General features: G+C 60.4%; 29 protein-coding genes. All 29 read right to left on the bottom strand.

Annotated elements, in window-relative coordinates:
• Positions 1–200: 200 nt before the first annotated feature.
• The 29 genes from ACP7BN_RS22940 to ACP7BN_RS22800 all read right to left on the bottom strand — a co-directional run bounded on the left by ACP7BN_RS22940 (position 201) and on the right by ACP7BN_RS22800 (position 24359).
• Positions 201–602 (bottom strand): hypothetical protein, encoded by a 402-nt coding sequence (locus tag ACP7BN_RS22940; RefSeq protein WP_426206218.1) that lies wholly within the window; start codon positions 600–602, stop codon positions 201–203.
• 2 nt (positions 603–604) lie between these two features.
• On the bottom strand, positions 605–1540 hold the full coding sequence (locus ACP7BN_RS22935) for a hypothetical protein (protein ID WP_426206217.1): 936 nt from the start codon (positions 1538–1540) through the stop codon (positions 605–607).
• Positions 1541–1551: 11 nt separating this feature from the next.
• Complete coding sequence (locus tag ACP7BN_RS22930; protein WP_420648279.1) at positions 1552–2151, bottom strand: YmfQ family protein; 600 nt, start codon at positions 2149–2151, stop codon at positions 1552–1554.
• Positions 2139–3182, bottom strand: a complete 1044-nt coding sequence (locus ACP7BN_RS22925) for a baseplate J/gp47 family protein (RefSeq protein WP_426206216.1) — start codon at positions 3180–3182, stop codon at positions 2139–2141. Before ACP7BN_RS22925 ends, ACP7BN_RS22930 begins: the two co-directional genes overlap by 13 nt.
• Positions 3172–3570: a phage GP46 family protein gene (locus ACP7BN_RS22920; protein ID WP_426206214.1), complete on the bottom strand. Its 399-nt coding sequence runs from the start codon at positions 3568–3570 to the stop codon at positions 3172–3174. The genes ACP7BN_RS22925 and ACP7BN_RS22920 overlap by 11 nt, the downstream gene beginning before the upstream one ends.
• Positions 3570–4079 carry a phage baseplate assembly protein V gene (locus tag ACP7BN_RS22915; protein ID WP_426206213.1) on the bottom strand — a complete coding sequence of 170 codons (510 nt, stop codon included), beginning with the start codon at positions 4077–4079 and terminating at the stop codon, positions 3570–3572. Before ACP7BN_RS22915 ends, ACP7BN_RS22920 begins: the two co-directional genes overlap by 1 nt.
• A 132-nt stretch (positions 4080–4211) precedes the next feature.
• Entirely contained in the window at positions 4212–5261 is a 1050-nt protein-coding gene (locus ACP7BN_RS22910; protein WP_426206212.1) for a phage baseplate assembly protein, read from the bottom strand.
• A gap of 3 nt (positions 5262–5264) precedes the next feature.
• Positions 5265–6500, bottom strand: a complete 1236-nt coding sequence (locus tag ACP7BN_RS22905; protein ID WP_426206210.1) for a DNA circularization protein — start codon at positions 6498–6500, stop codon at positions 5265–5267.
• Positions 6487–8262 (bottom strand): phage tail protein, encoded by a 1776-nt coding sequence (locus ACP7BN_RS22900; RefSeq protein ID WP_426206209.1) that lies wholly within the window; start codon positions 8260–8262, stop codon positions 6487–6489. The genes ACP7BN_RS22905 and ACP7BN_RS22900 overlap by 14 nt, the downstream gene beginning before the upstream one ends.
• A 130-nt stretch (positions 8263–8392) precedes the next feature.
• Positions 8393–8689, bottom strand: coding sequence for a phage tail assembly protein (locus ACP7BN_RS22895; protein WP_426206208.1), 297 nt, complete (start codon positions 8687–8689; stop codon positions 8393–8395).
• Positions 8686–9033: a phage tail tube protein gene (locus ACP7BN_RS22890; protein WP_420648287.1), complete on the bottom strand. Its 348-nt coding sequence runs from the start codon at positions 9031–9033 to the stop codon at positions 8686–8688. The genes ACP7BN_RS22895 and ACP7BN_RS22890 overlap by 4 nt, the downstream gene beginning before the upstream one ends.
• A 67-nt stretch (positions 9034–9100) precedes the next feature.
• Positions 9101–10597, bottom strand: a complete 1497-nt coding sequence (locus ACP7BN_RS22885; protein WP_426206207.1) for a phage tail sheath subtilisin-like domain-containing protein — start codon at positions 10595–10597, stop codon at positions 9101–9103.
• The gene (locus ACP7BN_RS22880; protein WP_420648289.1) at positions 10597–10776 is read right to left on the bottom strand and encodes a DUF2635 domain-containing protein; all 180 of its coding nucleotides are present in this window, start codon (positions 10774–10776) and stop codon (positions 10597–10599) included. Before ACP7BN_RS22880 ends, ACP7BN_RS22885 begins: the two co-directional genes overlap by 1 nt.
• Positions 10773–11357 carry a phage tail terminator protein gene (locus ACP7BN_RS22875; protein WP_426206206.1) on the bottom strand — a complete coding sequence of 195 codons (585 nt, stop codon included), beginning with the start codon at positions 11355–11357 and terminating at the stop codon, positions 10773–10775. Before ACP7BN_RS22875 ends, ACP7BN_RS22880 begins: the two co-directional genes overlap by 4 nt.
• A gap of 42 nt (positions 11358–11399) precedes the next feature.
• A complete protein-coding gene (locus ACP7BN_RS22870; RefSeq protein ID WP_426206205.1) occupies positions 11400–12416 on the bottom strand; it encodes a phage late control D family protein in 1017 nt (338 codons plus the stop codon).
• Positions 12417–12425: 9 nt separating this feature from the next.
• Complete coding sequence (locus tag ACP7BN_RS22865) at positions 12426–12638, bottom strand: tail protein X (protein ID WP_426206203.1); 213 nt, start codon at positions 12636–12638, stop codon at positions 12426–12428.
• Entirely contained in the window at positions 12631–13014 is a 384-nt protein-coding gene (locus ACP7BN_RS22860; protein WP_426206202.1) for a phage tail protein, read from the bottom strand. The genes ACP7BN_RS22865 and ACP7BN_RS22860 overlap by 8 nt, the downstream gene beginning before the upstream one ends.
• Complete coding sequence (locus ACP7BN_RS22855; protein WP_426206201.1) at positions 13014–15041, bottom strand: phage tail tape measure protein; 2028 nt, start codon at positions 15039–15041, stop codon at positions 13014–13016. Before ACP7BN_RS22855 ends, ACP7BN_RS22860 begins: the two co-directional genes overlap by 1 nt.
• A 129-nt stretch (positions 15042–15170) precedes the next feature.
• Entirely contained in the window at positions 15171–15752 is a 582-nt protein-coding gene (locus ACP7BN_RS22850; protein ID WP_426206200.1) for a phage tail assembly protein, read from the bottom strand.
• Between the two features lie 77 nt (positions 15753–15829).
• Positions 15830–16336: a phage major tail tube protein gene (locus tag ACP7BN_RS22845; protein ID WP_426206199.1), complete on the bottom strand. Its 507-nt coding sequence runs from the start codon at positions 16334–16336 to the stop codon at positions 15830–15832.
• A complete protein-coding gene (locus tag ACP7BN_RS22840) occupies positions 16336–17502 on the bottom strand; it encodes a phage tail protein (protein WP_426206198.1) in 1167 nt (388 codons plus the stop codon). The genes ACP7BN_RS22845 and ACP7BN_RS22840 overlap by 1 nt, the downstream gene beginning before the upstream one ends.
• 2 nt (positions 17503–17504) lie before the next feature.
• Positions 17505–17690, bottom strand: a complete 186-nt coding sequence (locus ACP7BN_RS22835) for a hypothetical protein (RefSeq protein ID WP_426206197.1) — start codon at positions 17688–17690, stop codon at positions 17505–17507.
• A 99-nt stretch (positions 17691–17789) separates the two neighbouring features.
• Positions 17790–18212, bottom strand: a complete 423-nt coding sequence (locus tag ACP7BN_RS22830) for a phage tail protein (RefSeq protein WP_426206195.1) — start codon at positions 18210–18212, stop codon at positions 17790–17792.
• 296 nt (positions 18213–18508) lie between these two features.
• Entirely contained in the window at positions 18509–21256 is a 2748-nt protein-coding gene (locus tag ACP7BN_RS22825) for a phage tail protein (protein WP_426206193.1), read from the bottom strand.
• Positions 21257–21892 carry a phage tail protein I gene (locus ACP7BN_RS22820; RefSeq protein ID WP_426206192.1) on the bottom strand — a complete coding sequence of 212 codons (636 nt, stop codon included), beginning with the start codon at positions 21890–21892 and terminating at the stop codon, positions 21257–21259.
• A complete protein-coding gene (locus ACP7BN_RS22815; RefSeq protein ID WP_426206191.1) occupies positions 21889–22884 on the bottom strand; it encodes a baseplate J/gp47 family protein in 996 nt (331 codons plus the stop codon). Before ACP7BN_RS22815 ends, ACP7BN_RS22820 begins: the two co-directional genes overlap by 4 nt.
• Positions 22881–23213 carry a phage baseplate protein gene (locus ACP7BN_RS22810; RefSeq protein ID WP_426206190.1) on the bottom strand — a complete coding sequence of 111 codons (333 nt, stop codon included), beginning with the start codon at positions 23211–23213 and terminating at the stop codon, positions 22881–22883. The genes ACP7BN_RS22815 and ACP7BN_RS22810 overlap by 4 nt, the downstream gene beginning before the upstream one ends.
• 9 nt (positions 23214–23222) lie before the next feature.
• Positions 23223–23834 (bottom strand): phage baseplate assembly protein V, encoded by a 612-nt coding sequence (locus ACP7BN_RS22805; protein ID WP_426206189.1) that lies wholly within the window; start codon positions 23832–23834, stop codon positions 23223–23225.
• A 3-nt stretch (positions 23835–23837) separates the two neighbouring features.
• Positions 23838–24359, bottom strand: a complete 522-nt coding sequence (locus ACP7BN_RS22800) for a hypothetical protein (protein WP_426206188.1) — start codon at positions 24357–24359, stop codon at positions 23838–23840.
• Between the last annotated feature and the right edge of the window lie 61 nt (positions 24360–24420).

Here is a 24420-nt window from a genome sequence, read left to right as displayed (position 1 = left end):
CCTCTGGCTAACACTTCCCCTTGCCGGGTGTGTAGAGGACTTTCACCTCCAAGTCACCAGCGAGGCCACCACAGCCAAGCTGGTTGCGCTTGCGCGCAACGCGCCATGCCTGGCGCACAAATAAAAAGCCCACTCGAGAGTGGGCTTGGGTAAAGGGAGAGCGATTGGGGTACAAGGCGTTGATCAGGCCAAAGACCGCCTCACGGTGCTCGTTGAGATAACCGCGCAAGCCACTTCGGCGATTGAGGCCGCGATCCGGTGTCCAAGGTGTCGCCAGCGCCAGGCCAATCTCGTAGAGCTTGGCGCCAGGCCTGCAACCTGGAGAACTGTTTGCTGCTCAGCGCTGTTTGACTCCCGACGTCCAGCTCATCGCGATGGCGGGTCACCAACCAGTCAGATTCGGCGAGTTGCACAGTGCGCCAGCTGCGCTCAGCCTGGGCTGAAGTACCTGACGAAATGCTGACTTCGGGTGGTGCGCTGAAGATTTCGTTCGCATAGTTCCAGCCGACAGAAACCGAAGTGCCGACTGGCAGCAGAACCCCGCCGTCGACATCACCGCTCACCAATGCAGTTACCTTTCCGTCCTCGATAATGGCTTTCATTGTCAAACCTCCCATCTGACGCGAACGTTAATCCGACCCGCTGCGGTAAGGTTCTGTGACCATGCGGAAATCGCCACACGCCCGGCATAACGGTCAGTGAATCCACCTTCTGGCATGAACTGGACGCCGGTAAAGCCGACCCCGATTTCTTCACTGATCACGCCGTAGTCGGTTTTGACGTTGTCATCAAAATCGTAGATTCCGGCAATGTACGCACGTGGTTTACGCGCCCAGTTCAATGCCACCGAATAATTGCCATTGGCACCCGACCAGACACCGACCGCCTCCAGCCGGGCCTTGTTCGCCAGCAGCGTCAACTTGGGCAGTGTCCCCGCACCTGCGGTCACCACTCTGGCCACCAGCATGTCGATACAAGTCGAATCGAACCCACCACCATTGCCGCCGGTTCCACCCTTCATGCTCGCAGGAACTACATCGGTGTCCGCGCCCTTTTGCGTGTAGCAAAACACTGCGCCGTTGCGAATCTGCATACGCAGAAAATAGGTGCTGTTGAGGTCAAGCCCGGCCGACGCCCACAACGGTGTGAGCAACGTACGTGGCCGCGCGGTCATGCCGACTGTCACCTCTTCGCCCAAGCTGACCATCACACCGCTCGGCACTGATACCGTTCCGCCTGCCGAAGACGTCGCGGCAGTCACGGCGATGCGTCCGTCCGCCGTCGCTACTGTCGGAAACGCCAGCGCCGCAAAGGGCATCGCATCCTGGGACAGCACACTTTTCAGCGCTCTGAGCAATTGGTCCGATTCACTCTCGGAAGGCACCAGCCCCGCAGCGCGGATAACCGTCAGTAACTCCTCGGTCACCCCGTTACCCCACTGCGCTGGAATCAACGATCCCGGCGTCCCCAGCAACGGGTTTTCATCAACAAACTTGCCATTCACCAAACCGGCGCTGGGCACACTTTTCGGATAATCCATTCCATCACTCCCTAGTCATAATTGATGTGCACTTTGGTATGCGCCGGTGCGCTGCGGTGGATCAGGCATTCGAGTGCCGAGCCGGGATTTACGCCGAAGCGTTCGCCCCAATAACTCGCGCCGAAACGCCGACCGAGCAGCAGCCGTCCACCGGTGTTGAGCGTCCACATGAATTGCGCTTCCCAGGTGCCGAAATGCGCCGCGCCAAAGCGTGCGCGGCCCATGCGCGGGGCTTCGAGTTCGGTGATGGTTGCGTTCGGGTAACCCTGGCTTTTGGCGATTTCGATGTAGTAGCCGACCGCCTGACTGCCGACCGCCAGCAGGCGCCGACGCACCGCGAGGCGTCGGTCGTCGAACAGTGGCGCGGCGCCGAGGCATGGGTCGGGCAGGTTCATCACCTGTTCCCAGTCCGGCACCAGTTCGCTGACGCCGGCCGGGTCCATCTCGTTGAGCAGGTCAGCGGCGCGCGCGTCGAGGCGCGCCAGTTCAACGGCCACGCCTTGCAGCACTTCTTCGAGTTCCGGCACGCGTTCCGGATCCCACGCAGGGCCGGACGGCAGCAAGGCGCGCAGTTGCGCCTGGTATTGCGCGGCAGTTCTTATGCCTGCCATACGCAACCTCCGAAGGTCAGCAATTCACTGTCGCCAGCCGTTACGTTGGCCACGGGTGCTGCGAGGATATGGTCGGTCTCGCCAGCCGCGCTGCTGATCGCTTCGCGGATGTGGCTGATCAACAGATCCTCGCCGAGATCGGCTTCGCGGTTGTGCAGATCGCGCAGCTGCGTTTCAACGGCAGCGCGCACTGCGCTGGTGTCGGGAATCAGCTTCAACTTATAGGCCACCGGCACCTGCACCGGTGGCAGCACATGCACCTCGGCAGTCACCGGGCGCAGGGGCTCGATGTACGCCTGAACCTCGGCCAGTTGTTCGGCGTTGGGTACCGGTTGCGGATCGTCGTCACGCATGATGTAGACGCCGACAGTACCCGGCCCGAGGAAGCCGCCGCGGCACCAGGCACGGGTCACGCCAGGGCATTCCAGCGCCCAGGTTTCATAGTCCTGCGCCGAGCCGCCATGCGGAATGATCCGATACGAACGGATCACCCGCGAGCGCAGGGATTCGAGACTTTCACGCGCAACACCGCCGTTCAGGCCGGGCGCCAGCACCACGAAACTGTTGCCGACAATACCGGCAACCGGCTGCGTCGGCGTCAGCGCCAGACCCGCCTCGGCGTTGCCCAGACTCCCGGCATCCAGCGCAGCAATCGTGGTGCTGTTGAGTCCATTGACAGCGGTGCGCGAGGTCGTGACTTTGTAAGTGCGGCCATCGCTCGACTGCAACAGTGTGTCGACGTCGAGCACTGCGCCAGCCGTAGCAGTGAAACTCACGCTACCGCTGGCCACTTGCGCAGCTTTGCGCGGTTGATTCAGACGCAGTGCGGCGATGCGCTCAAGGGTCGATTCATCGGCCGTGTCGGGCAGGATCTGCTCGGCGATCCAGTCAAGGTAGCCATACAGACCATAAGCCGCGCCGCCCAACGTTCGGGCGAGCACTTGCGCATCGGACTGGCGCAGCGAATCGCCGGCCAGGTCGCTTTGGGTGCGCTTGATCAGCACCGGCAGCGAAGGGGTTTCAAACGGCATAGATCACCTGCCAACTGTTATCGGGGTTGATGTCCAGACGTTCGCCGTCGGCCAGGGTCAGGACGGTGCGCAAGTTCAGTCGCTGGTCGTCGAGGCGTTCGCTGATGATGTCGAGCGCGCTGCAATGGCCGTCGTCGATCAGCCATTGCAGGGCTTCGCGGGCATAGAATTCGGCGTCCATCTGAGTCTGTCGGGTCAGCTTGACCCGGCGCAGCAGCCACAGCCGCGAGCCGATGCGGTCGTCGACAACGCTGGGAAACGTGTCGCCCCACCAGCCGAAGCGTTCGTCGTCGTCGAGGGCATCGTCATCGGCGGCGCGGCGCCAGGTGAACAGGCTGATCAGCACTGCGCGAGTCAGCGCGGCGTGCAGGTTTTGGCTGATGAACATCATTTGCCTCCTGCCGGCACGCCGGTCTGGCCGTTGCCTGCCTGCACGCCGACGTGCACGTGTTTGATCTGGCTGATGCCGCCAGCAAGTTGATCGCCGGTGGAGACGATCTTGCCGGTCTGATTGATCACCGGCGTGTCGAAATTCACCGCGCTGCTGGCGCGGATATTCAGCGTGGCGGTTTCGATATCGATGATCCGCCCGCGCTTGAAGTGAATCTTGTCGCCTTCGTCGGTGTAGATCGCCACTTCTCCAGCGGCCAGCGCTTGCAGACGATAGCGACGGTCGGCGACCACCAGTGCGATGGCATGGGAACGGTCGCCGCCAAGAAAGGTGACGATGCCCTCGGCGCCGGCCAGTGGATGGCTGGTAAAACCGTAGGGTTCGAAGTGTTCCATGTCGTCGTTGACTTCACCGGCGGTGAGGCGCATTTGCAGCGATTGCAGCTTGGATGCCGAACTGGCGAGCACGACAGTGCCGCGCGCCAGCAGGCGAGTCAGTAGGCTCATGAATTGTCCTCAATACTTGGCCAACACAAAACCTGTGGGAGCGGGCTTGCCCGCGATGGCGGTGTGTCAGGCAAAGATGTGTTTGAGCGACCATAGCTATCGCTGGCAAGCCAGCTCCCACAGGGTTTTGTGTCAGGTCTTGGGATTTTTCGGCGGTGAAGGATTGGCATCAAAAGTATGCGGCGGCGCCACGTGCAATGTGGTCACCGAGCCTTGCGCCGAGAGTGAATAGGTCACCTTGGAAATCAGCATGTCCTCATCGAACCCGAGCACCGGATCCTTGATCCGCACCAAGGTGTTGTGACGCCACAAATCACCGTTGGACTGTCGCCAGCCTTGCACCTGATAGGTAGTACTCAAGGCGCGGCCCATGCGGGTCGCGCTTTCCCATTGCGCACGTTGCTGTGCCAGTTCAAAGGTCAGTTGCGTGCCCTCGTTGATCACCGTAGTACGCTGACGTTTGAAGGTCAGATCAGCCACCGAGGATTCCACTTCACTGACCGCTGCCCCGCTCTGCTTGTCGTTGCCTTTCTGCTGGCCGATCACCCGGTAGATGGAAAACACCTGGCTGTAATCCATCGGCGCGTTGGCCGAGAGAATATTCTTGCCCAGCTCCAGCGCATCACTCGCACGCCCGCCGCTGCCGGGGTTGGCCAGCACCAGCCGCCCTTCGGCATCATCGGTAGAAAACACCCGGTACAGCGAGAGCAAGCGGTCGATGGATTGGAACACCGTTTCCCCCGGCACGATGGTGTGCTTGCTCAGGCGCGCGGTCTGCGGGATTTCACTGACGACCATCAGCGAGTTGTTCATCGCCAGGTCCTGGACGATGCTCAGCAGCGGCTGTTCCTGCCATTGACCGGGGCGGTTGGTCGCCGCGCAATCCACCAGATCCTGAGTCCTGGAACTGCCTTCGATGCTCAGGCTGATCTGCCGACCGTCATAGCTGATCGGCGCCTTGAACACATAACCGGTGAGCACCAGATCCTCACCGATTTTCACCTCGCAGGGATCACCCGGTTTGATCCGGTTATCCACCGTCTGCCCCGGCCATTGCCAAGTGATATCCAGTTTGAAGGTGCGGAACTGACGCTCCAGATCCGCGGTGATTTCCACGCTTTTCCAGCCGCCGTATTCCATGTTGTTGACGGTCAAGGTGACGTGGTTGTCGATCTCGCTCATGGCTCACTCCCTGGAGACTTTCACTTCGTTGGGCGAGAAGCCGGGATGGGTAATGCCGTTGCGCTGCTGCACTTCGTCGACCCGCGTCGCGTCACCAAATTGCTTATAGGCAATCACCACAGCAGGAAAACTCTCCTGAAACGATTTGCTGACCTGGCGCACACCGGACGATGCCACCGCTTTGAGGTGCGCGGTCAGCGCCTCCTTCACATCGCTGATAGCCTGGAAGTGTGCGGGGCCGGCCTTGTCCAGCATCGGATTAATCGCCGCAGCCACGGCGTCACGCAGGGCCTGCATGTCGTCACTGACCGGCACTTCCTGGCGGGCCACGGGGCTTGTCGCCTGCTGTCCCACGGAGGGTATCGATTGCAGCTGCACCGGCGCTTTCGCGACTGGCATCGACGCCACCCATTGCGCGACCTTGACCAGCATCGTGTCCTGCACCAGATCCGCCATGGCTTGCGCCGCCGCGTTGGTGTCCTTGCCGGTGGTGATCTTCGGCGCATCGGCCTTGCGGATGGCTTCGAGTTGCTGGGAAACGTCGGCAATCACGCCACGGTAACCCTCCTTCGCGAACGCCTTGAGCTCCTTGATATCGCCGAGCAAACCCTTGAATTCAGCCGCCACTTCCTTGGGCAATTCCTTGACCGCTTTGACCAGTTCCGTGATTTGCCGGTACTGCTCGATCAACGGTTTGAGCTGCTCTTTGATCACCTCGTAGACGCCGGTCAGGCTGTTGCGCAGATTGGCGATGCCGATCCGCGCAGCTTTGATTAAGGTCATCGCCTGTTCGAAGCGCGCCACCGCCGAACCGAGCAGCGTGTCAGCCTTGGCCAGCAGCACTTTCTGTGTGCTGACCGTGGCTGTCGGAAACGGCAGCGGTCGGTCGGGATAGAACTTCAGCGTGAAGGTCACCAGCCCGCCGTCCTGGCGGGTGTGGCTCATGTCGCATTCGCCGACCTTGACTTGCAGGCGTCCGAGCCACGGGTGCACCAGTTCGCCGCTGCCCAGTTCCAATGCCTTGAGCAGTTTGTCGCGCTGCTCCAGGCAATCGGCGCCGACAATGAACGCCGTCAGATCATGGGTCTTGGCCTGCTGGCCGAGGTCCTCGAAAAACGGCAGATCACGCTGCGGGTATTCGTGCAATTGCCCCTTGCGACCGACCGGAGTTTTCGCCGAATCGATCCAGAACCCGACACCGCGAAAGGATGCCGGCAATAAACGGTCACGCCAGTTCATTGGAACCTCCCACGGACAGCGAGCGGTAGCCGATGCGCGAACTGAGCGCCAGCCCCGGTTGATTGGTTTGCGGTTGATCGGTGCGCAACCCGGCCGGCGCATTTTCGAAGCGCACGGTCAGGCCGCCTTCGAGTTGCGTACGGTTATTGGCGGCGCTTTGCTGGATCAGCGCGCTGGAGGATTGCGGCAAGGAGCCGGCCTGCAACGCATTGCTACCTTGAGGTTGCACACTGGCGCCGAAGAACGCCGGCGCCAGTTCACCCTTGCCTTCGGCATTGGTCTGCCGCTGGGCCTGGGTCAAGCCTTCGACCTTGCCGGTGACTTTCGCCACCAGTCCGGCGAAGCCACCGTCGAACAGTTCCTTGATTGGCGCGATCACGGTTTGCAGCTTTTGCCACAACTCGCCGAACCACTCGGTAATCGGCGCCCAGTTCTTGATGATCTGCCCCAACGGTGTCCACTCGAACATGTTGTGCAGAAACTCCAGCACCGGCGTGGCCAATGCTTGCACCACACCCCACAGCGCCGAAAACACTTCGCTGATCGGTTGCCAGTACGTCGCAATCTGCTCCAGCGGCGACCATTCGAACAGCCCGGCGAAGAAGCTCTTCACCTGCTGCGCCGAGACTTGCAGCGCCGCCCAGATCGGCTCGAAAAAACTGACGATGCTGCCCCAGTTATTGACGATCATCCCCAGCGGGGAATAGTCGAACAGCGTGGCGAAGAAGTCCTTGATGACTTGCGCCGCCGGTTGCAAGGCCGTCCAGATCGATGCAAAAAATCCGCTGATCGCGCCCCAGTTGTTGATGATCATGCCCAACGGTGTCCAGTCGAACAGACCTTTGAGGAACGCCATGACTGGCACACTCAAGGCCTTGAGCAATTCCCAGATCGCCGAGAACAGGCCGGTCAACGGCCCCCAGTTTTCCACGATCATGCCCGCTGGCGACCACGAGAAAACCGACTTGAAGAAGTCGATTACCGGCGCAGTCAGCGCTTTGACCTTGTCCCAGATTGCCGAGAAGAAACCCGTAATCGGTTCCCACAGCGCCGCCAATGCAGCCATCGGTCGCCAGTTGAGGATCGAGCGCAGCGTCGCCATGGCATTCGCCCCGGCGTTTTTCACCCCGTCCCACAATCCAGTGAAGAAAGCCGAAATCGGCGTCCAGTTGGCCACAATCAACCCGGCCGCCACCGCAATGCCCATCGCAATCAGCATGATCGGATTGGTCTTGAGCACCATGCTCATCACGTCGAACACCTGAGTCGCGCCGGTCACCGCGGTTTGCATCGCCGAGAACGCGATGGCGCCCGCCGCGAGGCCTTCGACCAGTTTCGGATTGTCGGCGAGCAAACTGCTAAAACCGGTCAACATTGGCTCAAGCCCGACCACCACGGCACCGACCGCCGGCACCAGTGCGGCATTCACAGCCGTCGAAACCTTCTCCATCGACGCACTGAACACATCCATGTTCTGCGTTGCGGCTTTCGGCGCCGCAGGCATGTCCACGGTTTTCGCCGTCTCGCTGACTTCGGCCAACTTGCCCTGAAACGCCGCTGCCGACTTTATGCCGTCCACGAACGGCGTGATCACGCTGCCACCCTTGAACAGACCACTGATGTCCAGTTTGCCGAGGCCGGTCTGTTCGAGGTTTTTCTTGAAACCCTCGACTTTTGCCCGCAGGGCGCCGAGTTTGGGTGACAGCTCATCGATGCCCGTGAGCAGCACCGAGGTTTTCGCTTTGGTATCTGTGTCTGCCATCACTGCACCTGCTGCATCGCATTGATCCGTTGCGCGTGCTCCAGCGATTCGCGGAGCACATCCAGTGGCCTGGCCATCATCTGTTCGGGGTCAACCTTCCAGAACCAGGCCAGGTCATAGGCGACTGCGATCAGGTCGGTGATGGCGCCGACGCCGCACTCATGAAAAAACTTGCGACGGCCCAGCTCAACGCGTTGAGGTCAGCCAGATCCAACTGGTTGACCGACGACGGTGGAATGCCGGCGCACACCGCGATGTATTTCGCGGCGACGTCCATGTCGAGGCTGACCTCTTCGTTCTTGTCGATCTTGTACGGCAGCGCCTTGATCGCTCGCACTTCCTGCACCGTCGGACGGCGCAGGACGAGTTCGGTCAAAGGCTCGCCGTGCGCTTCGATCGCAACCTGAAGCTGCACGGCGCCACTCATTGCCAGGTCCCCTTGATGCCTTCGAACTTCAGTTCGATGGTAGCGTCATCACCTTTGGAAACCGGCTCTTCAACCAGGTAAGCGCCGGCCAGTACATAGACTTTGCCGTTGCTGAATTCGCAGGTGACGGTGATATCAGTGCCTTCGATCAGCTTCTTCAGCGGGAAGTCGGCGGTGTGCAGCGCGGTCACTTTGAACGACGGCGCGATGTCGGTTTCCTTGTAGAAACCCGGCACTACGGTTTCCCGTTTGACCGCCAGCAACGGCGCTTCGCAGCCGCCATTGATAGTCAGTTGTGCGCCGTCGACCTTGACGTAGCAGGTGCCTGCAATCAGTTGACCCATGGTGTTACTCCCTTCAAATAAAAAGCCCACGCGAGGTGGGCTGAATTCACAGATTCAAACGTGCCGATCAGGCAGCGTCGTCGTACTGCAGACGGAACTGGTTGAGCAGTGCGAACACGCGCAGACCGTTGATGTAATCCGGCGGGAACAATACGTTCACGCGGCTCGGATCCTGCACGTCGCGCTCGACCACCAGGTGCTCGGCGAACAGCTCGGCGTTTTCCACGTGGCCTTCCAGTTCGAGCTTGGCGTACTGCGCGATCAGCTCACCGCGAATGGTGCTCGGGGTGACGATGGGCTGGCCGGCGCCGAAACGCGTGCCGTCGGAAGCCAGTTTGTGGCGACCGTATTTGCTGGTAATCACGCTTTGCAGACGACGCACGATGTACGCCGACTGGTGCATGGTTTCGCTGTCCAGATACGAGTTGTCAGCCTGGCCGTAAGCGTTTTTCTGGTAGGTGGTGATCGAACGCTGGATGCGCACGTAGCCGCCTTCGTAGTACGCAGTGGCGATGCCGTAGTTGAGCAGCGACTGACGCTCGGTCAGGGTGAAACGCTCGCTGGCCGGGGCAGGATCAACGCCCGGCAGACTGCCGCTTTGCGTCGGACGGCTGGCGTCGGCGGAGATGAACACCGCAGTGCGCGCAGCCAGTGCAGCAGCCTGCACCCAGAACGGTTGCGGCACGCCCGGCTCCAGCGCCTGAATGGTCATGTGCTGATCGTTGCGTGCCTGACCGGCCGCCACCAGCGTGCCGACGGTGCCGCGCTTGGCGCTGTAGACGTGACCGAACAGTTGCTTGGCCCACGACCAGCGACCGGTACTGTCATCCATGACCGCTTGCCAGGTGTTGAGGGTCGACAGATCCGACCACGGCAGCGTGATGAACTCAAACGGTTCGTCGCCCAGTGCCGCGACCGCAGCGATCTGGTCCGGCACACCGGCGCCACCGGTCATGGCGGTGATTGCGCTGGTCAGGCCGGCCGGGGTTTCCTCGCCGTTGCTTTTGCCCAGGCGATTGAACTGCAGGCTGATGTCGTTGCCGCTGTCGCCAGTCCATTTGGCGGTCAGAGTAACGACACCTTCCGCGGCGGCTGCGCTCACTGGCAGATCGGCGCTGGCGTTGATTTTCTGCGCCAGTGCGGTGGCCGCTTGCGCAGCGGTGGCACCGTTGACCACGGTGGCTTGAACGCGAACGCCGCCAACATACAGATTGAGCAGGCCAGCCTGAGTCGCGGTGCCGGTCAGGGTCAGCACGCCTTTGGCGATGGCGCCTTCGGTGTTGTGCAGCGGCAGGCACCAGATCTCGCCGATCGGGTCAGCCTTGCGGAAGGTCTCGTACATCGAAGCGAGCATCGAGCCTTGGCCGCCGATGCTCTTGGCCAGCGCCACGCTGGACACCAGCACCAGTTTGCCGACTTCGGTCGGGGCGATGTTGTCGTTGACCTGAGCCACGATCAGCCGGCGCATGGCCGAGGTCGCGCTATTGGCGGCCGAGTTGTCCATTTCGGCATAGAACAGCGGTACACGAATGTCCGCGGGGATGTTGCTGAATCCGATCGCCATTATTTGGCTCCCTGTGGTTTAGCTTTTACGGTTTTGAGGGTGATATCGCCGTCGGCCAGACGTCGGCGCCACCAGGCGCTGTCCAGCACTTCACGGCCCTCGAGGGGCAGCAAGTCGCCCGCTTCCGGGTCAGGCACGGCACGGCCAGCGGCCGGCACTACGGTGATGCGATTGCTCATGGGGTTACGTCTCCAGAGAAAGTCAGTTCCACGCGCCCATCAGGGCCCGGGCGTTTCAGGTTGGGGTCGGCCGGGTCGATCGCATCGACCCGCACGGTGGCCCCGGTAAAGGACGCCAAGTCGTCCAGTTCACGTTCGTGCCAGCTCTGCGCAGGCTGATCGGGCAGGTTGCGCCCGAGCTGGAACTCGGCAAAAAAGCGCAGCCGGTAAAAGGCGCGGCTGCTGTTGAGCGACACCAACTCGCCGCCGTCATAGACGATGGCGCTGTAGTCGTTGCCAGGCTTGAAACCCACCAGTGCGCGCCACAGTTCGGCGCGCAGGTCATGCAACAGATCCAGCGCTTTTGTAGCGTCCGCTGCGTCAAGCACGAGGACGATGTCGAAGCGGTCGCGGATCGGTTGCAGGATCAGGTTTTGTGCGCTGCTGGCGCTGGCCACATCGGCAAGTGGTGTGACGTGAGCCGACGGTGTCGGCAGATTCGGGTTGTCGTGCAGGAGCGCCAGATCGACACCGACTGCGATGTGATCGGCCAAGCCAGGGCATTGCTCACGCAGCTGCGTGAGGATCGGGGAGATCTTCATGTGGGCAATCCAGAATGATGAGACTTGTGTGTGCCTGAGAAATCAGGCCTTGGGATCGAGACCGTTTGCCTCGATCAAGCAGCGATAGCTTTCCTCGCGCTTGCCGCTGGCGGTGACTTTTTCGATCGACCAGCGACCGCGCATGAAGTCAGGCCAAGTGTCATCGAGCACCAACAGGCCTTCGGCCGCCAGCAGCGGATTGCCCGGGCAGGTGACCTTCAGCTTGTATTTCTCGCGCAGCATCTTGCGCACTTCGGCTTCGCCGATGGCTTTGGCTTCTTCTTCACTGGGCTGTTTCTGGCGAATCACCTTGTAGGGCTCGGAACCGGTTATCACCTCGCGCAGCTTGCCGGCAGCGATGTCCCAGAAGCAGGTCTTGCAACCCTGATTCTGGGTACGAGCGGTCTCTTCCAGCATGGCGCTGATGAAGGCGTGATCGCCCGGTCGATTGTTGCTGGTCACTGACAGTCTGACGTCAGGTATCACCTGGCCCGAGAGGTTTTTCAGCTGCGCCGGTTTCGCCAGTACGTAGAGGTCGTTGAAAGGTTTGGCCACCGCGTCGTACTTGCGCGCCAATCGCGTGATGAAGCTCATGTCGGTTTCGTTCGACTGATCAACATGAGCAATCCGGATCAGCGCCAACTCGGGATCGACGCGTGGCGAAAAACCGTGCGGCAAGACCAGCTGGCGAAACAGTGCGCCAAGGGTGGTGGGGCCATGGCTGGCCGTGCGCCGTTCCTTGAATCGGGTCTCATCCTTGCCGCTGAAAGGCGCTGCGGTAGCCACCAACGTCAAGCGTAACGGGAACAGCGTCGGTGTCAGTCGAGTCACCTTGAACTGGCCCTTTTCGACCAGCCCGGACTCCAGATAACCGACCCGCAGGCCGATTTTTCCGCCCAGCGTCGGCAAGCCTTCAAGGCCTTCCAGGTCGATCACCAGTGTCAGTTGATCGGACTCCATCCCGGCGGCATCAATGTGCTCCCAACTGATCAGACGCTGGTTCAGCAGGGCCTGGTTGGCGCCGTAGATTTCGATCGCCGGTGTAAATCCCTGTGCCATGCAACCTCCTTAGTCCCAGGCCAAAACCGGCTTGATCGCGGCGGGCCGACTGTCGAGTTCCGGCAGCGTCACCCAGATGCCCGCCGGCAAAACGGGGCCGTGTTCGGCCAGGGTCGAATTGAGTTTCCACAACGCTGCCTCGGCCTGATCGTCTGAGCGACCCGACTCGCGGTACAGCAGCAGATTGACCGAATCACCGGCCACGCTTCGAACCTTACGCATTGTTGAACTCCGCTAATTCGAGTACCCACTTGATCACCATCGCGGTACCGTCATCGATGACCTCGCTCTGGTTTTCCTGAACGCTCATGATTCGCCACAAACCCCAGTTGCGACCGATGCCGTCGATCAACGGCAGCGGTGCTCTCAAGGCTTGCAGCGCACGGAGTTCATCGAGCCGTTCCATGGCCACGGCGTACATCGAGGTGCCGCCGATGGTCAGGCTTTCCGGCTTCTGTCCGGTCTGATGGGACTTGGGTTTGCTGGTGAGGATCGGCAATTCAGTCCAGCCACCGTCGGATTTGCGCGCCAGCGTGCTGTAGGCAAACTCGCGGGACAGACCGAAGATGAAACTGCCGAGTGCCATTTGTTGTTTCATCAGGCGACTCCATCGGTAAGGGCTGCGTCACGGCGGGTGCCGAGGGGATTGGTGTTCATCAATGGTGTGAACTGGCTGTCGAATTGGCTTTGCAGGTGTTGAGTGACAAGCAGGCCGATGCTTTCCGAGCTGCCGGGATCGCTGCAGTACACCTGAACCGAAGGTGCGTAGGTGACTTGCTGGTTCGAGGCTTGGGCGATCGCCAGATCGGTGCTGACCTGGCCGGGGGCGGCGAGTGTGTCTGGCGCGGCGACCGCGAGTCGGTCCCCCAAAGATCCCGCCGCGCCAACATCCTGCCAGCCATCGACCAGGCCACCCTGCGCAACTGCAAACGCAGCCTTTTCAGAGGCTGGCGCAGCAGGCGAGAGAGGCTGCATTGAAGCTATCGACGGTTCCAGTGGTGGAGCATTTACCACAGAAGTCTGTTCGAGAATATTTGTCGGGCCAGTGGCGGAGGAACGTTGACTGGCAACGCTCATAGCCGGCTCGTCGGTCGGCAACCTGGCTGCAGGATCTGCGGAAAGTGCCAAGTCTGGCGGGCCTCCAGAGCGGCTTTTGAAGATTCCTTTGCCGACCTTCTCCTTCAACTCCTCGGCCCCCGCCTCGAGCACGAAACCAATCAGTATTTTGAGCGCCGCCGCCACCGGCAACAGAATCTCAGCAGTTTTCGGATTGGCCTCCGCCCAGTCACTGAGGTTATCCAGGCCAGCGCCGGCCGCGCCAAGCGTATTACGCGAAGGCGACAATGCATTGGCGTTGATCGTTGCCCATCGCTCCTGACGAGCATTGTGAATGTTCCACTGCCCTTGCTGCGTATTGGACAGCGCCAGCGCAGACTGGCGGACCGAGCCTTGGTCGCCGAGCTTCGAAGTTGCGTATTGATCTTTGTCCTTCACTAGCGCGAAGGCTTGGTTCACGTCCCCGAGGTTCTGCGCCAGTAACTGCGCGGCATCACCGCTGTCGGCAAATATTGTCCGCGCCAACGCGGCGCGTTGCTCTACCGGTTTGGCGTTCAGCGCAGCAAATACCGAGATCAGCGCACCCTGTGCATTTTGCTTGTCCGGGTCGCGCATCGCCGTGGCCACGGCAGCGGGATCCAGTCCCAACTGCTTCCAGGCGCCACGCTCAGCGACTGTGGCCTTGTCACCTTTGCCCAGCCCAATGGAAATGCTCTTCAACGCAGCGCCGGCATCGTCTTTGTTCGTCCCGCTGCCGAGTAGTGCAGCCGACAACGCGGCGGCCTGCTCTGGCTGCATGCCCGCGGCAATCGCCGCGCTGCCCGACTCCTTGAGAACTGCACCGATGTCTGCCGCTTTGACGTCCCCGGGCATTTTCCCGAGTTGGTTGGTCGCATCCGCGAGGTCAAACGCCTGATCGCGAGTCAGCTTCATCGACGTGCGCCACACCGCCATCATCTCGGCGACTTCCATGGCCGGGACTTTGAATGCTGACGCAACCACCGCAGCGTCACCGGCGAAGTTGAGCAGCTCGAACGGTTTGTCCGCCGCGTTGGTCAGATCATTGCCGATCCCTGCGTCAGCGGCAAACGTTGCGACCTTGAGCAACTCGCTACCGCTGGTTCCTCCCGCCGCCACCATTGGCGCGGTGGCGGTCCTCTGGCTTGTCTGCGCCATCTCTTTGCTTTGTCTGGAGGTCAGGTGCGCGGCATCCTTTAACTCAGCTTCTGCCAGGTCCAACGCGATGGCCGGTTGTAACATCTCAGGCGGCTCGATCCGGTCAATGCTCTCGACCGAAGTCTTTGGTTCGCTGGCGGTCTCTCTTTTGGCAGTGGCGCTGGCGGATAGCGAGTTCAGGTTCGAAAGCGCCAACTTCAAGGCGTTGATCGCGGTTGTCAGCAAACCAATACTGGCACTCGTCTTGAGCAGCGCCTGACTCAATCCGGAGAGTTGATCTGTGGCTATTTGTCCGCCACCTGTATTCGCGGTGGCCGGGGTCAGATTGAGATTTCCAGACGCCGCTGCACCGCGTTCAGCGGCATTCATCGGCGCATATTTGCTTTCTGCCATTGCCGCTCTACTCCTGTTTCACGCCAAGGCGAGTGATCGCGATGTCGTAGCGGCGCAAGGCCTTTTCGGCGTCCCACTCCAGAATTTCCGCTTCACTTACCGGGTAAATGAGCGGCACGATATCGAGGATTACTTCGATGTCGCGCTCTGAAAGAAGGCCGCCGGCTGGTTTAAAAAATCGTCTATGCGCACCTGCAACTGAGTCCAGTCCGGGACGCTCAACAACGCCAGATCGGGGATCATCAAACCGGTGCAATGGGCGGTGATGAACTCGGCGCGTTCCTTGGCCGTTTTCAGTTTCTTCATCACTTTGGTGGCACGCAGAACCGGCATTTCCAGACTCAGCGAGGTCACGGTGCGGCCGGTGATGGCGAGCGGTTGCAGCAGTTGCACTTGATCGGGATCGTCGGACTTTTCCGCGTCTTCGATCTGCTGGAGAAAGTACGACGCCGGACGGGTCGACATTTCGTGCACGTATTGCGCGATGGTCACGTAGTCCGGGCGTTTGAGCTGATCGAGTTCCTTGACCGACAGCCCGGTGGCGAGCAGCGCCAGCTCGAAGAACTGATCGTCTTCGTCATCGCCGGCACGGGCCAGCGCGTCTTTTTGTGCGGCGTAGAACAGTGGTTTGAGCTGGATCTGGTTGATCTGCGAGCCGTCGTCACCGGTGATCGGCGACAGCAAGTCATGCTTGGGTGGCATCCACGACATGAATGAATTCCTTGAAATTGCTGTGACCCTGTGGGAATTGCCCCCCACAGGGTTGGTGCTGGATCTGCCGAAACGACTTACGGCATCAGCACCGCGCGACGTGCATCGCCGAGGATGTCGACACCGTTGAGCACGAACTTCTGGGTACGCACGTCGATGTCGATCACCGGTACGCCGTTTTCCAGACGGTTGTAGGTGCGGCAGGACAGCTCGAAATTGGTCTTGGGTTTTTCACCCATTTTCACCGCGGTTTCCTCGAGGGATTTCAGCTTGCCGCCGACCGTGTGGTAGGTGAACCAAGTGTTGCCATCCTGATCCTGACCGGCTTCACGCACGTTCAGCAGGATGTCGTCGCCCAGTTTCACGCCCAGCGCCAGCATCACTTCGGTGCCCATGCCTTGCAGGGTCAACTTGGCGGCGAGCGCTTTGCCGCCCTTGGCCATTTCTTCGACGATGAAGCGCCCGCCGCGCATTTCTTCCATGTCGAATTCAATTTTCGGCGGAGTGAATTCCTCGACGGTCGCCGACAACGGCAAGCCTTGCAGAGTGGCCGCGATGGCCTGGCGATTACGGTTGGTAAACATTAGAGAACGTCCTCCAGGAACTGCTCGATGATTTCATCGCGGGCGTTGAGTTGATAAACCATGTGTTCGTTCGGCGCGTAGCGGCCGTAGTCGATGACCACGAACCAGGTGCCGTTCTTGTACTTCTCGACGCTGTTGAGTTCCGGGTGCAGGTACACGCTGCCGCCGGGAATGGTTTCGTCGGCGACCAGGGTTTGCAGCCAGTCGTTGATGCGCTTGACCTCTTGATCCATGAAGGATTTGGTCAGGTTCTTGGCCATGGCTTTCTGCCCGGCCTTGACCAGCTTGCGGCTGATCGCATCTTCGAGGCCGACGTAGCTGATGAACTTGCCGGTGATCGAGCGGTTACCCAGCAGCGAGAAACCGCCGAGCACGGTGCGGGCGTAGTAGCTGATGCCGTAGCGGTTGAGCAGGTCGCCTTCGGTGGAGGTGTCGAGGATGTTGTATTCCACCACCCGCGACACGTCTTCGGCGTAGGTCACCTGGTTGCCCGGGCTTTCCCACTGCTTGACCTTGGCCAGCGCGGCAATCGCCAGGCTGGAAGGCGACAGGAATACGTTTTTCTTCGCCGCTTTCGAGTACACGGCGGGCATGTTGTGCACCACCAGGCAACGGTCGAAACCGAGGTCGGCGCCACCCAGTTCCTGGCTGTACAGAACCTGGTCAGCGACCGCAGCGTCCTTGCCGTCAAGCACTACACGGGCCTTGATGCGCTTGCCGAACGAGGCGAACTCGCTGGCCACCGCTTTGGTGCCGGTGAAACCCGGCGCGCCGATGATGGTCAGGTCTTCCGGGACACTGCCCAGCGCGGCCAGACCGAGCTTGCGGCCGGTCAGCGGCTCGACGCCACCGATCACCGCGTTGACGGTGTCGGCCGGGGTTGCGCCCGCTTCGACGATCACCACATACACCGGCACCTTGACCACTTTGAGGATCTGGTAGACCGCGTGGTACAGCGTGCCCTCTTCCGAACCGGTCGGGTCAAGCAGCGCATGGGTGGTGAAGCTGTTGATGCGAAACGGTGCGTTACGCGGAATCAGCGGATCAGCTTTCGGCGCGGTGCCGACCAGACCGATCACGTTGTCACCCAGGCCACCCATGGCCTCGGGGGATTCGGTGGCATTTACGGTAATGCCGTTGTGCTCGAAGTTCAGAACCTCAGCCATATTCAGTCAGCCTTCTTGGCAGCGGCCTTCACGGCCTTGGTGGTTGTGGTTTTCAGTTCCAGTCGACCGGCGAAGTGCAAGGCACTGGCCTCGACGTCGAGCAGATCGAGTTCTTGACCGATGCTCGACCAATGCCCACCGCCGGTGGGGAATGGAACGAGCACGGTGTAGGTTTGGCGAGTTGCCATTCGAGTTTCTCCAAAGACGAAAAAGCCCCTTGGTTTCAAGAAGGGGCTATCAGTTACTGATCAGCGGATAAGAAAACGCCCCGTCAGTGCGGGGCGTTTTTATTCAGGCAGGCTAGCGAGCCATTCCGGCGCAGCTGGGCGGTTTTCGCTCAAAGGCAACTCGCCGCCGACCGGCCAGATGCGCAGCACGTGGCGATAGGTCTGCAACTCGATGTATTGCGCCGGGGTCAGCAGGGTTGGCCAACGGTCCACCTCGTCACGGTGACGGTTGACCACGGGATCAGTGAGCGCGATCTGCTGTTTGCGCCAGTAGCGTTCAATGCTCTCAAGTTCCGCAGGCGTTGGCCCCGGCCGATCAACCAGCACCGGATAGTTATTTTCATTCATGACAATCATCTTGCCGGTAGACAGCCCGTTCAATAACTCGAGCCAGTACTCCCGAGAGATTTCAACTGCATCGCTTGGAATTTCGGAATGAATGGCGGGATCGTAAAAACCGCCCGTGGAGGGTGCATAAAACATAGGTTCTTCCTTGTTTGATAAGTAACGACTCTAAAACCACCCGCCTGGGTGGCCAGATATGAAAACGCCCCACGGTGTGGGGCGTTTATTGAAGCGCTGTAATCGGTGCTGGGGGCGTCGAAACCGGCCAGCCTACAGCGAGCATTTCATCTTTATAGGTTCCTGCCTCAAGGGCCCGGAGCAAATCCAGTTCGCGATCAAAGCAGGCCTGGACGTGAGCGCGGACAGCCTTGGCAATGGCTAGAATCTGCTCGGCGGACGTTTATGCATGATTTATCTTCCACTCGGTTCACCCTTCAAAATCTGTAACTATTCGTCGTGATCGCAAAAGCACTAAAGGTTCCGGCGCTGCTCAGGCGATAAAACAGCGTTTGCGGCGACAACAGGGGAACATCCAGAAACGAACCACCGCCTACCCCTGTAAAGTTCACGATAAAGGTCTGAAGACCTATGGCGGCGGCTGACCCGGCAAGCGCCATGCTGTATCCACTGGCCGACACCGTGCCTTGAAAGTTTCCAGAAACCGACTTGGCATTCAATGGCACAGCTGCAGAAATCGATAACCCTGTGAGCGTCAGAACCGGGACAGTTGTCGACAACACTTGCGCGCCATAGAACACCTGGCGATCAACTTGTTCAGCGACAGCAAATTGAGCACTGGCATTCGTCGGCAAAATGCTGAGGAGCGCGGAAAACGTATATCCATCAGGAGCAACGCCCGCCAACAGCTTCGGAGCGATTGCTGCAGTGGTATTTACGGCGATAATGCCGGTGGATCTGGAGGCAGGATTGTAAAGCGCGTACATCGCGACAAACCCATTGACCGGTGCCGCGCCCACATCCATCGTCCCCAGGCCCTTGACCGAAGCCGACAGGTTGATGCTCTGGTTGAAGTTGGAGATCACGACCCTTTTCCCGTTCACATCTCCCAGCACCATCTCGGAAGCTGTAAACGTGGCGGTCGAAGCAGCGACCGGAATTGAGACTCGAGCGTTTCGAATGTCCCCAGCAATGGGCCCATTCAACGAAAGCTGTTGCAGCTGTTCAGAGAGCACAGCGATGTCGATGCTCCCCTGGTTGATCGGTGCGTTCCAGGCTTTGATGCACCACATGACGGCGAGGTTGCGTGGGCGGGTTACACCTAACGCACCATCGCTAACAGGCCCGGCACCAGTGGTAAAAACTGAGTTACTGATCGGGTAATCCGACTGCGAATGAGCATCGAGGCCATGCGCCTGCGCGATGCCCGCATTGGACGCAGTGTTATGCCATAGACCGGATACGGCCAAGCTCTCGTTGGATGGATCAAAGGACTGCAAACTGCCTTTTTGCCAACTCCCCAGAGTCCGCCCCGAATCCACGCCACGTCCATGATCCCAGCCCCGCAGGAACTCACCTCGTGAATCCGCTAGCCGGAAGTTACCCGCGCCCTCATTCCCTTTGTTGTAAGTGGTGCCGAGATAGGCCGCCAAGTCCGGATAGGTTGCAATGCTCTGCACACTGCCATCCAGCTCAAGAAATCCGGGAGGTACGATTCCGCTCGGAAATGCCAGAACGGCACCCACCGGGACAGCAGATCCAAGCCGTGAGACTTCCTTGACCAGTGCCGCTACATCGATGTTTCCTTGATTGATCGGGGCGTTCCAGGCTTTGATGCACCACATGACGGCGATGTTGCGTGGGCGAGCTTCTGCTCCGCCCGATGCTTTCGTTACAACATCATCCGTGCCGTTGTACTGCTGAAGGTAATTTCTCCTTACATCCCCAGCCATGAAAATATCAGCGATTACATCGTAAGTAGTGCCATGAATATGGGACTTGTTGTCATCGGCTTGCCAGCTACCCACGCCACGTCCTGCATCGACCCCACGCCCATGATCCCAACCGCGCAAGAATTCACCGCGCGTCTCAGGCAGTCGGAAGTTCCCAACCCCCTCATCCCCCTTGTTGAACTTGCCGCCCAGATAGGCGCTCAAGTCCGGGTAAATAGCGCTGCTCTTGACGCTGTTATCCAGCTCCAGAAATCCCGGTGGCGGCGAATCGACAGGGAAAGCAACAATCGATCCCACCGGCAACGCCGACGCCTTGGCGATCAACGCATCCACTTCTGCCTTGGTGTACGAATCCTTGATGCCAAACCCGGCCAGCGATTCAGGATTGGAACCCGCCGTCGCTCGACCATATTTGTCCACAGTCAGACTTTTATAAGTCCCCGCCAGAATCCCGGTGCGTCCCGCCAACATCTCGAATGTCAGCGCCGTAGTGCCGAGGGTGATCGGCGCATTGGTGGTGAGGTGCCAAAGCGAATCACCGTTCGCCGTGCCCTCTTCCACCATCACCGTCAGACCCGGCGTGACCTTGGCGCTGACGTTGGCATCGTTGGCCCGAACCCAGTCGCCGTTGGCCACGATCCACAGACCGTTATCCTTGGCCAGCGTCTGATTCGGCAGCAACACACGATCACCGGCGATCACCGCCACACCATCGATCTGCTGCGCGCCCTTCAGCACCACGTTGCCAGTCGCGGCAACACGCACCGATTGCTTGCCATCCAGCTTGCCAAGCTCTTCAGCCAGATAACTCATGACCCACGCACGGGTAGCCTTGACCACCGTGTCATCGATCAACAACGTCACCAGCGACGCATTGCTCGTCTCGAAAATCGAGCGGATGTAGAACTCTTTGCCCGAGCCTGACGTGGCCAGAACCGGTTTGAACGACTCAGGGTATTTGACGATTGCGTAGAGCACGCCAGTGTCGGTCCACAGCCCTGCTTCACGCACATACCAGCCGCCAACGTCCGGCGGGATGGTGACTTCGGCGAGCAGCCAGCTCGGGTTTTTCTCGTCCTGGAACAGTGCATTCAGCGGCCCGCGCCAGACTTCGCGTCTGAGCTCGGTGGCGGTGGCGGCCGGGTTGTAGACCCCGCCCTCGCCGCCGTCGCCGACGGAAATCTGCGTCAACTTGATCGGCGTGCCCGCTGCCTTGCAGGCAGTTTCGTAGGCAATCCCTGCGTTGGTGAGCAGGGTGTAATAGTCAGCCATTCAGGCCCCCTGAGGATAAATAGTGGATGTTTCGACGGTGTACAAAGCAGCGGCCATGAAGGCCTCGCCCGACGCCTCAAGCCCTTCGATGAATACCGGATAAATCGTGGTCAGCTCGCCGCAGACAGTGGCGGCGCCGATGTAATGGCTGCCGAAAGCGCTCAAGCCGACCGAGACCGACAGAATGTCGCGTTCGCTTTTGGCATCGGCCAGGCGCCGGTCGAGACGGGCGTCGATGGCTGCGCTGTAGGGTTGATCGCTGAAGGCGCGCACGGAAAAACTGTAGGGCGCACCAGGTGGCGTCTGCTCGTACCAGGCGCGGATTTGCGGGCGCAGTTGCAAACCCTTGGCAGCGTTTTCCAGTGCCTTGCGGGTGCCGGCCTGGCGCGCGGTAGGCCAGGCCAGTTCGACGGTCAGGCGTTTTTCCGCTTCGGGGGCGTCAGTGCTCCATTCGGCGACGCCGCGATCTGCCGCGAGATACGGCAGGAATGCGACCGGGGTTTGCTGCGGGTTCATCAGGTCGGGAAACGGCGGCGCGATGCGATCGAGCAAAGCGCCGAAGCCGATATCGAGCGCGCGTTCCAGCGCCGAACTGTTGGCCGGCAGTAACGTCGGGCGTGGCGATTGATCACTCATATCGTCAACACCTCGACCTCGACCGCCGTGCAATACGGCGCCTGAAACGCGCTGGCGATGACCGGCTCCAGAGGTTCAAGAATCTGCAATCGCACGGCGCCGGCGCTGTGCAGGGTGTAGTCGATCCAGCTCGGATCCACCCGGCCTTCGAGGCGATGACAACTGTCGGCATACGCCTGCAACTGTTGCTGCGCAGCGACTTTGGTCAGGCCCGAATCCGGACCCGAATTGATCTTCGCCACGACGCGGATTTTGTAGCGCTTGATCTCGGCGCCTTGCACGGTGACGAGGTCGGTTTCCGGTCGCACGTCAGGGCGGGCAAAGTGTTGGCGCACGCCGTTGAGTAAGGCTTCGGGCGCGCTGCCGTCGCCATCGCGAGAGAGCACCGTGACGCGCACTTGGCCAGGCGCAGTGCGGCGACCATTGCCGTCCTTGACCTGAGCCGCGAGACCGTCCGGGTCGAAGGTGTAAGTAACGTTGACCACCCCCGCTTCGGTGGATTCGACCTTCACCGTTGGCCGTTCGCCAAGGGTGAAAATTTCGCGGCGATACTGCATGCGTGAGCCCGCTGCCGGAGCATGCGGCGCCAGGTAATAACGCAACCGGGCGTCGTCGTCGCTTTCGTAAATCGGGGCAATCGGCGGGAAGGCCGCCGGGTCGCCCGGATCGAGCAATTGCCGCTCCAGGCCCATGTCCGCCAGCCGCGCATCGAGGTTGCTGCCAATCGCCCACCACGCCAGCATCTGCTTGATCCGGGCGTTGTATTTGCGTTCGTGGGTTTGCAGTCGGAGGCAGAAAGCTTCGAGCGCCAAGGTCAGCAATTCGCTTTCGTTTTCCAGGCTGGTCTTGAGTTTTACCGCGCTGTCTGGCGAACGTGCGCCGACGTATTCGACGACGAAAGTCTTGAACTCGGTGAGCAAGTCTTCAAACGCCTCGACGGTGATCAGCGCCGGTTCGGCCAACTGGTTCTGGCCGGGGATCAACATGCTCATGTCACTACCTCGAAGGTCTGTTGGCGGTTTTTCCAGGTGCCGGCGAACCGCAACAACAGACCGGCGCCCTGACGTGTGGCGACGATCACTTGCGGCTGAAAATCGCTGATGCCGTTTTGTGCGTTGTAGAACGCTTGCGCTGCGTGGCTCTGCGCCAGAAGCAGCACATCGTCGCCGAGGTTCTGCCCGAGCAACGTCGGGATCAGCGAGCCATATAGCGGGCGCTTTTGCCGAGTGCCGAGCGGCGTGGTCAGGGCACGGGTCGCGCGCTGCACAAATTGCAGCCAGTCGTCGACCGTGGCCCCGCTGTCTCTATCGATTCCGATCATGGAAGGCTCTTATGCGGTGCTGATGACGCGTCCCTGGTGATCCACCAACGGGCCGCTGAAGTGCACGCCGGCGTTGTTGATCGACAGGCCGACGGCGCCGAGTTGCAGGTCAATCGACTGTGGCGTCATGGCCAATCGCGCCGGGCCGATACTCAGCTCCAGCGTTTCGCGAGAGCCTTTGAACGTAGCCGGGCCGTTTTGCCAGTGCAGGACGTGAGTCGCATCGTCGTAAGCGCTTTCACTGCCGTCCTGATGGATGCGCCGGGTCAGCGTGGGCACGGTTGAGGTCGGTGGAAAACGCTCGCTGTTGAGACCGAACAAGGCCACGGCCTGCGCGCCGCTTTCGCCGCTGCCGTAGTTGAGTAGCAGACACTGCTCGCCCAGCGACGGAATGCGCGATTCGCTCTGGGCACCGGCGCTCGGGTTGAAGAACTTGATCAACGGCGTGAGCAATCCACCGTGACTGACCTTGCAGGTGTTGCTCGCGGCGTCGACTTCCTGACAGATGCCGATGCGGCAAAAGCTCTCGGCACGCCGGTGCAGGTCTTCGATTTCCGCTTCCATTTCGGCCAGCCGTTCGATGATCGGGCCGAGCTGCATGCGCAGTAGTGCGTCGAACATCGGTCAGGCCTCCAGCGTGGTGTAGTTGTCCGGATTGTCGGTGTCGCTGACTTCCCAGGTGCGAGCAAATTTCGGCGTGCCCAATGGGTCATCAAGCAGAGTTGGTCCGAGGTACAGGGTCTGGCTGAATGAGAGTGTCCAGGCCTTGTATTGGCGGTCTGCAACGATGAGCAGTGAAGGCAATCCATCGAGATTGATCGGCAGATCGCATTGATCGCCAGGCAGGCCCCAGCGGTTGTCGGTGGCCAGGTTCTTCAGTGCCGCGATCAGATCGCAGGCGGCGAATGCTGTGGCAGAAACCACCGGTATGACTTGCAGAGACAACGTCAGCACATGAGCGATGCGCCCATCAGCGGCACGTTCGCCCGGCCCGTTGCGTTCGATGTCGATCAACACCCAAGGCTGAGCGCCGGGCGCATCAAAATCCTGATGATCGCCGACCTGCAGATTGAAACCGGCGGTATTGCGCAGGGTTGTCGCGATAGCCGCGAACAGTTGCGACGGCTGCTGGATCGGTGTGGGCATACATGACCTCCTTTTCTATCGTCCACACGCACCCCTGCCGCCAAAAAATGGCGGCACGGAG

The organism is Pseudomonas sp. TWP3-1 (genome assembly GCF_049896625.1).
Classification (GTDB): Bacteria; Pseudomonadota; Gammaproteobacteria; order Pseudomonadales; family Pseudomonadaceae; genus Aquipseudomonas.
This window is presented reverse-complemented; position numbering and strand designations above follow the sequence as displayed.